This window comes from Bradyrhizobium sp. CCBAU 25338, assembly GCF_028128965.1.
Classification (GTDB): Bacteria; Pseudomonadota; Alphaproteobacteria; order Rhizobiales; family Xanthobacteraceae; genus Bradyrhizobium; species Bradyrhizobium liaoningense.
The window spans coordinates 763,608-777,513 of record NZ_LFKY01000043.1 but is presented as its reverse complement, the minus strand read 5'-3'; the positions used below and the strand labels follow the sequence as shown (position 1 = coordinate 777,513).

Annotated in this window: 11 protein-coding genes; 7 read left to right on the top strand and 4 right to left on the bottom strand. The window is 64.9% G+C overall.

Annotated elements, in window-relative coordinates:
- The first annotated feature begins 262 nt into the window (after nucleotides 1–262).
- Entirely contained in the window at nucleotides 263–916 is a 654-nt protein-coding gene (locus ACM42_RS37380; protein WP_271533446.1) for an L-fuculose-phosphate aldolase, read from the top strand.
- 13 nt (nucleotides 917–929) lie between these two features.
- Nucleotides 930–2,717 (top strand): chloride channel protein, encoded by a 1,788-nt coding sequence (locus ACM42_RS37375; protein WP_271533445.1) that lies wholly within the window; start codon nucleotides 930–932, stop codon nucleotides 2,715–2,717.
- A 7-nt stretch (nucleotides 2,718–2,724) separates the two neighbouring features.
- On the opposite strand, the gene ACM42_RS37370 is transcribed toward ACM42_RS37375, so the two are convergent.
- Nucleotides 2,725–2,976, bottom strand: coding sequence for a DUF2798 domain-containing protein (locus ACM42_RS37370; protein ID WP_271533444.1), 252 nt, complete (start codon nucleotides 2,974–2,976; stop codon nucleotides 2,725–2,727).
- Nucleotides 2,977–3,266: 290 nt separating this feature from the next.
- On the opposite strand from ACM42_RS37370, the gene ACM42_RS37365 reads away from it, so the two are divergent.
- The 4 genes from ACM42_RS37365 to uraD all read left to right on the top strand — a co-directional run bounded on the left by ACM42_RS37365 (nucleotide 3,267) and on the right by uraD (nucleotide 7,562).
- Nucleotides 3,267–3,674, top strand: coding sequence for a hypothetical protein (locus ACM42_RS37365; protein ID WP_271533443.1), 408 nt, complete (start codon nucleotides 3,267–3,269; stop codon nucleotides 3,672–3,674).
- A 1,643-nt stretch (nucleotides 3,675–5,317) separates the two neighbouring features.
- The gene (locus tag ACM42_RS37360; protein WP_131870951.1) at nucleotides 5,318–5,731 is read left to right on the top strand and encodes a DUF3830 family protein; all 414 of its coding nucleotides are present in this window, start codon (nucleotides 5,318–5,320) and stop codon (nucleotides 5,729–5,731) included.
- Nucleotides 5,732–6,667: an allantoinase PuuE gene (puuE, locus tag ACM42_RS37355; RefSeq protein WP_271533442.1), complete on the top strand. Its 936-nt coding sequence runs from the start codon at nucleotides 5,732–5,734 to the stop codon at nucleotides 6,665–6,667.
- 7 nt (nucleotides 6,668–6,674) lie between these two features.
- Nucleotides 6,675–7,562, top strand: coding sequence for a 2-oxo-4-hydroxy-4-carboxy-5-ureidoimidazoline decarboxylase (uraD, locus tag ACM42_RS37350; protein WP_271533441.1), 888 nt, complete (start codon nucleotides 6,675–6,677; stop codon nucleotides 7,560–7,562).
- Nucleotides 7,563–7,617: 55 nt separating this feature from the next.
- Here the strand turns inward: uraD and ACM42_RS37345 are convergent, their stop codons facing one another.
- Nucleotides 7,618–10,344, bottom strand: a complete 2,727-nt coding sequence (locus ACM42_RS37345) for a molybdopterin-dependent oxidoreductase (protein ID WP_271533440.1) — start codon at nucleotides 10,342–10,344, stop codon at nucleotides 7,618–7,620.
- The gene (locus ACM42_RS37340; RefSeq protein ID WP_271533439.1) at nucleotides 10,341–11,168 is read right to left on the bottom strand and encodes an FAD binding domain-containing protein; all 828 of its coding nucleotides are present in this window, start codon (nucleotides 11,166–11,168) and stop codon (nucleotides 10,341–10,343) included. Before ACM42_RS37340 ends, ACM42_RS37345 begins: the two co-directional genes overlap by 4 nt.
- A gap of 149 nt (nucleotides 11,169–11,317) precedes the next feature.
- Between ACM42_RS37340 and ACM42_RS37335 the strand changes: the two genes are divergently transcribed.
- Complete coding sequence (locus tag ACM42_RS37335; RefSeq protein WP_271533438.1) at nucleotides 11,318–12,667, top strand: 8-oxoguanine deaminase; 1,350 nt, start codon at nucleotides 11,318–11,320, stop codon at nucleotides 12,665–12,667.
- A gap of 109 nt (nucleotides 12,668–12,776) precedes the next feature.
- Here ACM42_RS37335 and ACM42_RS37330 read toward each other — a convergent pair whose 3' ends face one another.
- Nucleotides 12,777–13,853: a BMP family ABC transporter substrate-binding protein gene (locus tag ACM42_RS37330; RefSeq protein WP_271533437.1), complete on the bottom strand. Its 1,077-nt coding sequence runs from the start codon at nucleotides 13,851–13,853 to the stop codon at nucleotides 12,777–12,779.
- Nucleotides 13,854–13,906 lie beyond the last annotated feature (53 nt).

Genomic DNA, 13,906 nt, shown 5'->3' with positions numbered 1-13,906 from the left:
GCACTGGAAGTGCCGTGCTCTCGCGCGTTCTCGCATGCTGCTCGCGGCCTCCTCAGTGTGGTTCGTGATCCCCCAGATTGCTGCGGCCCGGACGAGCCTGCCAATGGGCCGCGACAATTTGTAGATTCTTTCCTATTTCCGTCCGTTTCGTGGTTTGGCAGGGGCGTCGCCGACACGGAAAGGCTCCGGGACTCTTTCGCTTGCGCTGCCATATTGCTTTGACGTACTTCCGGTCCAGCTAGCCCTTCGTCAGGAAATCGCAATGTCGATGAGAGCAGACGAACTCGCCAAGAGACAGGCCATTATCGACGCCTGCCGGCGCATGAACGCGCTCGGCATCAACCAGGGCACCTCGGGCAATATCAGTGTCCGGCATGTGGACGGGCTCCTGGTCACGCCGACCAGCGTGCCCTATGACGTCATGTCGCCGGACCAGATCGTCTTCATGGCCATGGACGGCACACACGCGCCCGATCAGAAACCGTCCAGCGAGTGGCGCTTCCATCGCGACATCCTGAAGTCGCGGCCCGACGTCAATGCCGTGGTGCACGCCCATCCGACCTATTGCACCATCCTGGCCATCATGGGCATGGAGATCCCGCCCGTGCACTACATGATCGCGGCCGCCGGCGGCGACAGCATCCGCTGCGCGCCCTATGCGACGTTCGGAACGGCGGAGCTGTCCGAACATGCGGTGCGGGCGCTGGAAGGCCGGCTTGCCTGCCTGCTCGACCACCACGGCATGATCGCGATCGGCAAGACGCTGGACAAGGCGATGTGGCTCGCCGTCGAGGTCGAGACGCTGGCGCGGCAATATCACGGCTGCCTCCAGATCGGACGGCCGCCGCTGCTCTCCAGCGACGAGATCGAGCGGGTCCGCCAGCGCATGGCCGGCTACGGACTGGCGGAAGGGTAGGGGCGGGCAGAGGGTGTTCGTGCGGATCAGGCATCTCGTCGATCGCAAGGGGACGAACCGCACCATGGTTCGGCTGCGCGCCCTGCTGCGCAGCAACGAGTTCTACCTGATCCCGCTTGCGCTGGTGATCGGCACGCTCGCGGGCTCGGTCGTGACGCTGATGGCCCAGATTGCCCAGATCGCGCATGTGGTAATCTACGGCATTCCCATTGATGTTCACCTGTCGGCTCACGAGAGCGTCAGCCCGTGGGCGGCGCTGATCGCACCTGCGCTCGGAGGGCTCTCGCTCGGCATCATGGAATGGTCGCGGCGGCGCATGAAGATCTCGAACGCGGTGGACCCGATCGAGGCCAATGCGCTACGCGGCGGCAATCTCTCGATGCGCGACAGCGTGGTGGTGTCGAGCCAGACGCTGATCTCCAACGGCTGCGGCGCCTCGGTCGGCCTCGAGGCCGGCTATACCCAGATCGGTTCGGGAATCGCTTCGCTGCTCGGTAAGTTCTTCAATCTTCGCCGCAACGATCTGCGTCTGATGGTCGGTTGCGGCGCGGCGGCCGCGATCGCGGCGGCGTTCGGCGCGCCGATCACCGGCGCCTTCTACGCCTGCGAGCTGATCGTCGGCGTCTATTCGGTCGGCAGCGCCGCGCCGATCCTGGCAGCCTCGCTGGCGGGCGCCCTGACCGCGCAATGGCTGGGCGGCGCGCCCTATTCGCTGGAGATCCCGAAGGTCAGCGCCGTCGGCGTCGAGCAGTACCTGGCCCTGATCGGGCTCGCCCTCATCACCAGCGGCGTCGGCATCGCCGTGATGCGCTCCTCGCCGATGTTCGAGCGCCTGTTCGTCTGGATGCCGGTCTGGCTGCGTCCGGTGATCGGCGGCCTCATCGTCGGCGGCTTCGCGATCATCACGCCGCAGGTGCTGGCAGCCGGCCACGGTGCCATGGTGCTCGATCTCTTTCACGAGATGACGATCGGCCTGATCGCGCTGGTCATCGCCTTGAAGGTGACGGCCTGCCTGATCTCGCTCGCCTCGGGTTTCCGCGGCGGCCTGTTCTTCGCCTCGCTGTTCGTCGGCAGCCTGATCGGAAAGTTCTTTGCCGCGGTGCTGCTCCTGATCAGCCCGAACTTCGCGATCGATCCGCTGGTCGCGATGCTGACGGGCATGGCGACGCTCGGCGTCGCCATCGTCGGCGGTCCCCTAACGATGTCGTTCCTCGTGCTCGAGATGACGCGCAATGTCGACGTCACCGCGGTGGTGCTCGCCGGCTGCATCGTTACCTCGATCTGCGTCCGCTTCATGTTCGGCCACTCCTTCTCGACCTGGCGGCTGCATCTGCGCGGCGAGACCATCCGCAGCGCCAACGACGTCGGCTGGCTGCGCAACCTCACGGTCGAGCGGCTGATGCGCTCCGACGTCGGCAAGGTGCCGTCGACCACGACGATCGCCGCGGTCCGCCGGGAGTTCGCGCTGGGCTCGCGGCCCGGAATCGTGATCGTCAACAATGCGGACGAATATGTCGGGCTCGTCATGCTGCCCGACTTGTTCTCCAACGATCTCGACAGCATCGCCGACGACATCCAGGTGATCGAGCTCGCCCGCCTGATCGACATCGTGCTGATCCCGGAAATGAACGTGAAATCGGCGATGGCCGTGTTCGACGAGGCCGAGGCCGAGATGCTGGCGGTGGTCGATTCCACCGACAGCCGCAAGGTGGTCGGCTTTCTCACCGAGAGTTTCGCCCGCCGCCGCTATGTCGAGGAGATCGACAAGGCGACGAGGGGCGTGCTTGGGGCGCTCTCGTAACGGTCGGCTATTGGCCGGGTGGGGCTGCAACGAGGCAGGCCACGATCCGGCGGACGAGTGGCAGGACCATGAGCAGCGTCGGAAACGCGACGAGCCAGGACAGCGCCCAGGCGCCCGGCCAGGTCGCCAGGAACGCCGGCGTTGCGCCGAGGCTTCGCAGCGTCGATATGACCGAAACCACCGCCGTCATGAGGATGGACAGCACGAATGGCATTACGATCGGCGCATAGCGCGCCGGCAGTTTGCGAACCGCAATCATCTGACTTCTTTCGAGGAAAAGGACGCGTCGATCACGTTGAAACTTGGAAATGGCATCGATCCCGACGGCGTCGGTTGATGCGTTGGTTCACGTGAAACGCTTACGGCGACCGAGAAACGGCGCGGCTGTTCATTAACCGCTCAGGTTGGATGGTTCAAGCTGGACCTGATCGTTCGGTTTACAATCGTTCAAAGCGTGGCAGGTCGCCGCGATCATGAAACTATTTCAATGGTTTGCGCGTTGTAGGAGGTTTGCTTATGTCTTTTTGGCGAGAACAGAGGAAGGTCGAAATGAGTATTGGACCGATGATTTCCGCAGCCGGCCGCAACACGGTCGTGGCTGCGTTCGCAAGCCTCGCCCTGATCGCGGCCTCCGCATCTCCGTCCACGGCCGCCTCGGCCGGGACACCGGCCGCGAAGGCGGCCGTTGCCGGCCAGGCCGCGTCCGACGTCACTGATTTCAGCGCAGCCCGGCGTCGCCATTACCACCGACGCGGGCCGAACGCCGCAGGTCTCGCCTTCATGGGCATGGCGGCAGGTCTGATCGGAGGCGCGATCGCCGAGAGCCGCCGCCGCGAGTACTATGAGAACCGCTACTATTATGGCCCGCGTCCTTACTATGGCGGCCCGGGCTATTACGGCGGTCCGGGTTACTATGGCGGCGGTTACGGTCCGGGCTATGGTTACGCGCCGTATTGAGCGGTCGCGTTAGTCAAGGGGCGGTGCTTGCACCGCCCCCTTTTTGATTCTGGCATCGTTTCCCTCTGCCAGCTTGCGAACCGGACTTCCGTGCTCGCCTCGTCCGGATGCAGCTAAAGCCGAATGGCTTAGCTCGAATCGATTGCCGCGGGTCGTTCACCTCTCCCGTTTGCGGGAGAGGGCTTTCTCCTCTTGGGGATTGTCCCTTTGGGGATACACCCTCTCCCGCAAGCGGGAGAGGGTGTGCACCTCCCTCGTTGCAGCGATCAAGCCTCATCCCATCAGGCTTCAATGGGCTTCGCTGGCGATCGGGGTGTTTTGCTACTCTGTCAACCCGCTGTCAAAAAAATATTCCGCTTTACCGAAATTCGGATTTAGCGTATGTGTCGCCCATCCCGGCTCATTCTTGAGGGGCGATCATGTGGTCGTCATTGTCGCGAGCCGGGCTTGCGGTGGACGCGGCAGCATCGTGCACGAGGGTGAAGGGCAGGGCGGATTGCTCTCCGTGAGCCCGAAGCTGCGTGCGGACGAGCGGCGCTGCTAGGCTTCGTGTCGCCTGTAAGTTTCCAGCTCCGTCGACAGGGCTGGGAAAACTGCGGCGAAATGGCGGGCCGCGCGTACGGCAAAACCGTGTGGTCCTGGCCGTCGTTGCTACGGTCAAGCTCTTGCGGATGCGGCAGTCGCGTCAACCGGCGCGGTGCCGGTGGATTTCGCGAGGGTGAGGGAGGCCAGAACGAACTCGGCTCCCGGGAGAGCACGGCATAAGCCGTCCGACCATCGCGCAGGGAAGGCCGAGTGATTGGCACCACCTGTATGCTGCTGTGCGGTCTCTTTGCGCTACATTTTCGCGCAGCGGACCGCGGGTGCGAGGTCAGCACCCGGTCTTCCCTGCGCCCTCTCGGCTCGAGAGGGTGAGCGACGAAGCAAAACTCGGGCGAATTGCGCCGCGAGACCGCGAAGCCGTGTCTGCCATTTGAAATGCGTGTTGGAAAGGCGGCGATGCCGCCCCTTGCTCCGACATTACGAGCGCAGCGACTTGTCCGCCGAAGCCTTCGGCGAAGACGGAAGCAATCCAGAATATTTCCTCAGCGACAGCTTGGATTGCTTCGAAGAACTCCTCGCAATGCCGAGGAGGAGAGAGCGTGGGCCAAACTCCACTCTCGTGCCCCGGACGCAGCGCAGCGTCCCTTCGACGGTGCGCTGCAGAGCCAGGGCCCATGTTGTGGCATAGTGCCGTGTGGCCCCTGGGGCGCGGCTCTGCGCCGCAACGCTTGCGCGCTGCAGCTTGTCCGGGACACGGGAGAGCTGCATTGCCGCGCTCGAGCTCGCCCCCCGCAGACGTCGCTTGGCGCCGGCCAGCTATTCGGCAATTCCGCCGGCGGCGCCGGTGGACTTGCCCGCCACAATCCGGTTCAATGGAGCCAATTTGAGTTTCCCGGGCGACAGCGATGGCGCCATGACATGCGAGACCCAAAGGGATGCCTCCGCCAGCCGCCGGGCCGGAGCCAGACACGCCGGAGCGACATTTTCGGCGGGTCCTGCGATCGCAGGTGATGGACCGCACCACTTGCGTGAAACTGTCGGGAATGCTCTTTGCTTGAGCGTTATCCGTGGGGCCACCGGCCCCGATTCAGAGAGATGAGATGAGCAAACTCGTTATCAGCGCCGGCGATTTCACCTTCGATGCCCGCTTCGAAGAGCAATTGGCGCCGAAGACCGTCGCCGCGTTCCGCAAGGCACTGCCGTTCGAAAGCCACATCATCCATGTGCGCTGGAGCGGTGAGGGCGTATGGATGCCGCTCGGCGACCTCGATTTCGGCGTCGGCTACGAGAACCACACCAGCTATCCCGCGCCTGGCCAGATCATCCTTTACCCGGGCGGCATCAGCGAGACCGAGATCCTGCTCGCCTATGGCGGCGTGCATTTCGCGAGCAAGATGGGCCAGCTCGCCGGCAACCATTTCATCACGCTGACCTCGGGCCTGGAGAATCTGGCGACACTGGGCAAGAGCGTGCTGTGGAAGGGCGCCCTGCCGATCCGCTTCGAGGAAGTCTGAGTGACTGACACAAGCTACCCTCGCGATCTCCGCGGTTACGGCCGCAATCCGCCGCATCCGCAATGGCCCGACAACGCGCGGATCGCGGTGCAGTTCGTCGTCAATTTCGAGGAGGGCGGCGAGAACAACATCCTGCACGGCGACGCCGCCTCGGAGGCGTTTCTGTCGGACGTGCTCGGCGCGCAGCCCTGGCCGGGCCAGCGCCACGCCAATATCGAATCGATGTTCGAATATGGCTCGCGCGCCGGCTTCTGGCGGCTGTGGCGGATGTTCACCGCGCGCAACTGGCCGACCACCGTGTTCGGCGTCGCCACTGCGCTCAAGCGCAATCCCGAGATCGTCGCGGCGATGAAGGAGGCAGGCTGGGACATCGCGAGCCACAGCCTGAAGTGGATCGAGCACAAGGACATGACGGAAGCGCAGGAGCGTGCCGAGATCGCCGAAGCGATCCGCGTTCATATCAAGGCGACCGGCTCGCGGCCGCTCGGCTGGTACACCGGGCGCTCCTCGATCAACACCAACCGGCTGCTGATGGAGGAAGGCGGCTTCCTCTATCTCTGCGACTCCTATGCCGACGATCTGCCCTATTGGGTGAAGGGTCCGGGCGGCAAGCAGCTCATCATTCCCTATACGTTGGACGCCAACGACATGCGCTTCATCAACCCACAAGGATTCGCTGAAGGCGAGCAGTTCTTCACCTATCTGAAGGACGCCTTCGACGTGCTCTACGCCGAGGGCGAGACCGCACCGAAGATGATGTCGGTGGGCCTGCACTGCCGCCTTGCCGGCCGGCCCGGCCGCGCGGCGGGACTGATGCGCTTCCTCGACTATGTCGGCAAGCATGAGCGCGTCTGGGTGCCGACGCGGTTGCAGATCGCGCAGCATTGGCACGACAAGCACGCCCATCTCGCCGCCGACGCATTCGAGATCGGGTGAGAGGGCGATGTCGCAGATCTCGCTCACCGACCTCAACGCCGCAAGCAGGGCCGACTTCGTCGCGGCGCTCGCCAATGTCGTCGAATATTCGCCATGGATCGCCGAGCAGCTCGCGGCAAAGCGGCCGTTCGCCGGCATCAATCAGCTGCACGCCGCGCTGATGGCGGCGATCCAGAGCGCCGAGCCCGATGTCCAGTTGGCGCTGATCCGGGCGCATCCCGATCTCGCCGACAAGACGCAGCGCGCCGCCGGCCTCACCGCGGAATCGACCGACGAGCAGAACAGCGCCGGACTCGACCGGTTGTCGGAGGCCGAATACGCGGCGTTCGAGCGTGCCAACCACGCCTACCGCGACAAGTTCGGCTTTCCCTATATCGTCTGCGTGCGCCGTCACACCAGGGATTCCGTGCTGCGCGACTTCGAGACGCGACTGCTCAATATCGCCAAGACCGAGACCAGACGTGCAATCGAGGAAATTGGCCGCATCTCCGCGCTGCGGCTGGATCAGCTCGTCACTGCCGATGACAGGCTGAAGGTGCACGGCCGGCTCTCGACCCATGTGCTGGACAATCACATTGGCAAGCCTGCGCCGGGCGTTCCGATCGAGCTCGTGGAGCTCGCGAGCCTTGGCGAGAACCGCGTCGTCGCGCGCGCGGTGACCAATGCCGACGGGCGCACCGACCAGCCGCTGATAGGCGGTCGCCCGCTGCCGATCGGCCGCTACGAGCTCAGATTCCGTGTCGCCAAATATTACGCCGAGCGCAATGTGCCGCTGTCCGATCCGCCGTTTCTCGACGAGATCCCGCTGCGCTTTGCGGTCAGCGAGCCGGAAAGCCATTACCACGTGCCGCTGCTGGTAACGCCCTGGAGCTATTCGACCTATCGCGGCAGCTAAAGCACGTAGCTCGGGCGCGCTGGTTCACCTCTCCCTAGGGAGAGGTGAACCCACTCTAGTCGCCAAACTTGTCGTGCAGTGCCGGAAACAGCCGATCCGGTTTGAAGGGCGGTGCGGTGAAGCGGATGCCGGTGGCATCCGCAATTGCGTTGCCGAGTGCGGCGGCGACCGGATTGTACGGGCTCTCGCTCATCGACTTTGCGCCCAGCGGTCCGATCGTGTCGGCCGTCTCTGCGAAGAACACCTCCGTGCGCGGAACATCGGCGAAGGAGGGCAGGTGGTAGTCGCGAAATTTCGGGTTGATGACGCGGCCGTTCGCATCGATCACCATCTCCTCGTAGAGCGCAGCGCCGAGCGCCTGCGCCACGCCGCCTTCGACCTGACCGCGGCATTGCGCGGGATTGGCGACGACGCCCGCGTCCGCGGCGTGCACGCTCCTGAGAATCCTGAGCTCGCCGGTGCCCTTGTTCACGGCGACACGAAAACCCTGCACATTGAAGCCGACCGAACGCGGCGTGCCGGTGGAATTGCCGGTGCCTGCGAACGAGCGTCCGCGGTCGTGCGCGAGCTTTGCAAGTTCCGTATAGGGCATGCGCCGTACGCCGCTGACGACGGCGTCCCCATCGAGCACGCAGGTTTTCACGTCGCACAGCCACGCGCCGGCCGCCGCCGCCTTCAGCTCGGTCGCAAGCTGCATGGCCGCCGCATGCGTCGCCTTGCCCGCGACGAAGGTGCCGGCGCTGCCATAGGCGCCGGTGTCGTGGCCGCCATGGGCGGTGTCGGACTGGCGCAGACGGATTCTCTCGACCGTGGTCGCCAGCGTGGTCGCGGCGATCTGGAGGTGCACGGTGCTGGTGCCGTTGCCGAACTCGGCCGTGCCGACGGTGAGGTCGAAGCCGCCGTCGTCGTTGAGCGCGATCGTCGCGTCGGCGATGTGGCCCGCCGGTGGCACCGTATCGATCATGGTCAGCGCGATGCCGTGACCGATCAGCCATTCCGGCGACAGGTCAGGCTCTGGGCCATCAGCCTGCATCGCGCGCTCGACGAGGTCGAGGCACTGGTCGAGCCCGTAGGAGCCGTAGAGCACGTCGTGATATTCGGACGGCGGCGGCGACAGCATGGGATCGCCAGGCTTCACGATATTGCGCCGGCGCATCTCGTAGGGACTGATGCCGAGTTGCCTGGCCAGCTCGTCGATCGCGGCCTCCACGGCGATCAGCGTCTGCGGCAGGCCATAGCCGCGAAACGCGCCCGCCGGCACGGTGTTGGTATAGACGGCGACGCCGTCCACCCGCTTGTTCGGACAATTGTAGACGCTGATGGACTCGCCCAGAGCGTGGAACATCACGGGGCCGGCATGATTGCCGTAGGCGCCGGTGTTGGAGAGCACGTCGAGCTGGAGCGCGGTGAGCTTGCCGTCGGCATCGGCGCCCGCCTTGATGTGGACCCGCATCGGATGCCGCGTCGAGGTCGCGATGAATTGCTCCTCGCGGGTGAGCTCCAGTTTCACAGGCCGCCCGGTCTTGAGCGCAGCAAGCGCCAGAATATCCTCGACGAACATCTCCTGCTTGCCGCCGAAGCCGCCGCCGACGCGCTCGCAGAACACGCGGACCTTGTCCATGGGAAGCCGGAAGATGTCCGACAGCGCGCGGCGGGTCAGGAATGGGACCTGGGTCGAGGTGCGGACATTGAGCACGCCTGCGTCATCGAGCCAGGCGAGGCCGCCATGGGTCTCCAGTGCCGCATGCTGTACACGGTGACTGTGGAAAGTGGCCTCGTAGGTCACGGCGGACGTGGCGAGCGCGGCCGCGACATCGCCGAACTCGCCGTGCGTTTCCGCGACGAGATTACGCTGCGCGTCCGCGACGCGGTTCGCAATGGTGCGGTCAGGATGAATGATTGGCGCGCCCGGCTCCATCGCCTGCTCCGGATCGATCAGCGCGGGCAGAATCTCGTAGCTGACTTTCAGCCTGCGGCATGCCTCCTCGGCGGCGCCTTCGGTCTCGGCGACGACGGCGGCAACCTTTTGGCCGATGAAGCGCACGACGTCGTCGAGGACGCGGGTGTCCTCGGGGTCCATCCAGTCCTTCTCGTGCCGCGCAGTCGAAGTCAGGACGGACGGCGCATCCTCATGCGTCAGCACCGCATGCACGCCGGCTACGCGAAGGGCTTCCGACCTGTCGATCGAGACGATCCTGGCGTGAGCATGCGGCGAACGCAGGAGCTTGATGTGCAGCAGTCCGTCGATGGCGGTATCGAAGGTGTAGCGTGCCTTGCCGCGCACAATGTCGGGACCCGCCGGCGCCGGCAGGCTGCGGCCGAACGCGGCGCCGGCCTCGACGCTCGCCTCGACATTGGTCTTGCCGAGGATCGCATCCTCAATCGAACGATAACCGGTGCAGCGGCAGATATTGCCCTTCAGCGCTGCGCCGAGATCGGTCCGCTGGGCCTGGTTCAGCGAGGCACAGGTCAGGATCATGCCGGCGGTGCAGAAGCCGCATTGAAAGCCCTGCGCATCGAGGAAGCCCTGCTGCATCGGATGCGTGCCGTCATCTCCGCCAAGACCTTCGATCGTGGTGACGGCGTGTCCCTCGGCGCGGAACGCCGGGATCAGGCAGCTGTGCACCGGCTCCCCGTCGAGCAGCACGGTGCAGGCGCCGCAATCGCCGGCATCGCAGCCCTTTTTGACGCCGAAATGGCCGAGCTCGCGCAGGAACGTGCGCAGGCATTGGCCGGCGCGCGGCTCCTGAGAGAATGCCTTGCCGTTGACCTCGAAGCTCATGGCCGCGTTGCTCCTAGGAGTTCGCGGCGAATTTCCTCGGCGAGCCGCAGCGTCATGTGCTTGCGCCAGAGCGGCTTGCCGTGGATGTCGGTGCTGTACAACTCCTCGGTGACCCCTTCCGAGACGGCGGCGCGGAGCGCAGCGGCGTCCGGCGCCTTGGCAAACGAGAGCTGGACCGGCCGCACCGTCGATGCGGTGATCGTCAATGTCAGTTTGCCATCCGGATCGAGGCTGCCGATCAGAAGCGCTGCCGAGCGGCCGACGGGGGCCAGCGAAATCTGGCGAAAGGCCGCGCGGCGGCGCAACGCGGCAATCGGGATATCGATCTGCCGCAGCAGGTCGCCGGGCATGAGACGGTTGCTCTGGTTGCCGGTGACGAAATCGACGACGGGAATGTTCTGCTCGCCGCCGCCGGCCTTCCAGATGGTGCAGACGCCGTCGAGCGCCGATGTGAGCGAGATCATCGGCCCCGCCGGCAGGGACATGCAGAGATTGCCACCGACCGTGGCTGTCTTCCAGATCTTGAACGAGGCGAGGAAGGCCCGACAACACTGGCCGATCAATGGCGCTGCGAGCCAGTCGGGCGGGCAGGACAGTCCGTCCAGCTGTGCAACCGTGCAGGTGGCGGCAACGGAGAGATGGGTGTCCGTGATCGTCAGCGCCGGCCATCTCAGATCGGCGAGATCGATCAGTCGCCTCAGGTGGACCTGCGGCTCCGAGTACAGCCAGGTGCCGCCTGCAAGCCAAGCATCGCCTGTCGTCCAGGCAGGCAGTTGCGCGCGCGTTTGCGGGTGGGCCACCGTCGTGATGGTATTCAAATCCATGGCTGCGCCAGCGCTTCCGCCCGGTGAATCGTGCAGACGAGTCTTGCAAGACCGGAGCCAAGCCGCAACAAACAAGTCGTAGCAATATCGTGTTCGGGCCGACGTCCCCCTTGCAGGCTGGTCGTCATTCGGTGTGGAGAAGCAGGATCATGAGTGACGCAAGTCCGATCTGGATCAGGGATCCACTCGCCATCCTCGCCGACAGTGCCGAGCGCGGCATCGTGGTGCAGGACGGCCGGATCGTCGAGCTGGTGCCGGCCGGCGGTGTGCCCGCAACCGCGGATGTCGCGGTGTTCGATGCGGGCGAGCATGTCGTGCTGCCGGGCCTGATCAATACCCATCATCATTTCTATCAGACGCTGACGCGGGCGCTGCCGGCTGCAATGGACCGGCAGCTGTTTCCCTGGCTCCAGGCGCTGTATCCGGTCTGGGCGAGGCTGACGCCTGAGGCGCTCGAGCTCGGCGTCACGGTGGCGATGTCCGAGCTGCTGCTCTCCGGCTGCACCACCACGACCGATCACCACTATGTTTTCCCGGCAGGACTCGAGGACGCCGTCGATATCGAGGTGGCGGTGGCGAAGCGTCTCGGCATGCGGGTATTGCTCACGCGCGGCTCGATGAACCTGTCGCAGCGCGACGGCGGCCTGCCGCCTGACAGCGTCGTGCAGGACGAGGATACGATCCTCGCGGACAGCGCGCGCGTGGTCGCAAAGCATCACCAGCGCGACGCGGATGCGATGGTGCAGATCGCGCTCGCGCCGTGCTCACCGTTCTCGGTGACGACCTCGCTGATGCGCGCGACCGCCGATCTCGCCGGCAAGCTCGACGTGCGCCTGCACACCCACCTCGCCGAGACCGAGGACGAGAACAAATTCTGTCAGCAGATGTATGGCTGCCGCCCGCTCGACTATCTCGAGCAGTGCGGATGGCTCAATGCGCGAACCTGGCTCGCCCATGGCATCTTTTTCAACGACGGCGAGATCAAGCGCCTCGCCAACGCGAAGACGACCATCAGCCATTGCGCCTGCAGCAACCAGCTGCTGGCGTCCGGCTGCTGTCCCGTCTGCGAGATGGAGGAGGCCGGCGTCGCGATCGGGATCGGCGTCGACGGTTCGGCGTCGAACGACGGCTCAAACCTGATGCAGGAGGTTCGCGCCGCCTTCCTGCTGCAACGGGCGCGCTACGGGGTAGCGAAAGTCAGCCACAAGGATGCGCTGCGCTGGGCGACCAAGGGCTCGGCGGCCTGCGTCGGGCGGCCGGAACTCGGTGCGATCGCCGTCGGCAAGGCCGCCGATCTCGCGCTGTTCAGGCTCGACGAGCTGCGCTTCTCCGGTCACGGCGATCCGCTGGCCGCCTTGGTGCTGTGCGGGGCGCATCGAGCCGACCGGGTGATGGTGGCCGGAAAATGGACGGTGATCGACGGCGCGATTCCGGGCCTGGACGTGGCAGACCTCGTCCGCCGCCACAGTTCCGCGGCGCGGGCCATGCGGGCGGGATAGGCCGGGCAAGATGGAAAGAGGGGGCAGCCACAAGTGCCGGGTGCTTCTGGCCACCCCCTCCGAACCTCCTCCGGGAGGAGCAGGTGGATTGGGGAATGCAAGAAGCGTGCTACTTGCCCGGCAGCTTGTCATCGATGCCTTTCACGTAGAAATTCATGCCAAGGATCTGCCCCTCGTCGAGGTGATCGCCGCCCTTGCACTCGACCGGCTTGCTGTCCTGCCCAACGATCGGGCATTTGAACGGATGCAGCTTGCCCGCAGTGATCGCGGCCTGGGCATCCTCGGCCATCTTTTTCACATCGTCCGGCATGTTGGTGTAGGGCGCCATCGCGAACATGTGGCTGTCGAGGCCGCCCCAGGTGTTTTCGGACTTCCAGGTTCCGGCGAGCTCGGCCTTGACGCGCTCGATGTAGTAGGGGCCCCAGGTATCCAGGATCGAGGTGAGCTGGGTCTTGGGCCCGAACTTGATCATCTCGGAATCCTGGCCGAAGGCGAGCTTGCCGCGTTCGCTGGCGATCTGCATGGCGGCGGGCGAATCCGTGTGCTGCATGATGACGTCGGCGCCCTGGTCGATCAGCGCCTTGGCGGCGTCGGCTTCCTTGCCGGGATCGAACCAGGTGTTGGCCCAGATGATCTTGACCTTGATGTTTGGGTTGATGGTCTGCGCCGCCAGCATCGTCGCGTTAATGCCGGAGACGACCTCCGGAATCGGGAACGAACCGATGTAGCCGAGCACGCCCGACTTCGACATCTTCGCTGCGATCAGGCCTTGAATGTAGCGGCCCTGATACCATTTCGCCGAATAGGTCGACATGTTCGGGTTGCGCTTGTAACCGGTGGCGTGCTCGAAATGCACGTTCGGATATTTCTTGGCGACCTTCAGCGTCGAGTCCATGTAGCCGAAGGACGTCGTGAAGATCAGCTTGTTGCCGGCGCGGACCAGCTGCTCGATCGAGCGCTCGGCGTCGGGCCCTTCGGGCACGTTCTCGAGGTAGGTGGTCTCGATCTTGTCGCCCAGTTCCTTCACCAGCGCCTGACGACCAACGTCGTGCTGATAGGTCCAGCCGAGGTCTCCGATAGGACCCACATAGACGAAGCCGACCTTCAGCTTGTCGGCGGCGGAGGCTGCACTGACGTTCCCGGCAAGCAAGAGCCCGGCAGTCAGCGCAAGAAGTGATTTCCTCATCATCGATCTCCAACATCAGGGGAAAGCCACGATCCGCAACGCGCGCGCCCCAT

Bases quoted from the DNA above. Each gene is read 5' to 3' on its own strand.
- ACM42_RS37380 (WP_271533446.1), top strand. From the start codon at position 263: ATGTCGATGAGAGCAGACGAACTCGCCAAGAGACAGGCCATTATCGAC.
- ACM42_RS37370 (WP_271533444.1), bottom strand. From the start codon at position 2,976: ATGATTGCGGTTCGCAAACTGCCGGCGCGCTATGCGCCGATCGTAATG.
- ACM42_RS37365 (WP_271533443.1), top strand. From the start codon at position 3,267: ATGAGTATTGGACCGATGATTTCCGCAGCCGGCCGCAACACGGTCGTG.
- ACM42_RS37360 (WP_131870951.1), top strand. From the start codon at position 5,318: ATGAGCAAACTCGTTATCAGCGCCGGCGATTTCACCTTCGATGCCCGC.
- uraD (WP_271533441.1), top strand. From the start codon at position 6,675: ATGTCGCAGATCTCGCTCACCGACCTCAACGCCGCAAGCAGGGCCGAC.
- ACM42_RS37345 (WP_271533440.1), bottom strand. From the start codon at position 10,344: ATGAGCTTCGAGGTCAACGGCAAGGCATTCTCTCAGGAGCCGCGCGCC.
- ACM42_RS37340 (WP_271533439.1), bottom strand. From the start codon at position 11,168: ATGGATTTGAATACCATCACGACGGTGGCCCACCCGCAAACGCGCGCG.
- ACM42_RS37335 (WP_271533438.1), top strand. From the start codon at position 11,318: ATGAGTGACGCAAGTCCGATCTGGATCAGGGATCCACTCGCCATCCTC.
- ACM42_RS37330 (WP_271533437.1), bottom strand. From the start codon at position 13,853: ATGAGGAAATCACTTCTTGCGCTGACTGCCGGGCTCTTGCTTGCCGGG.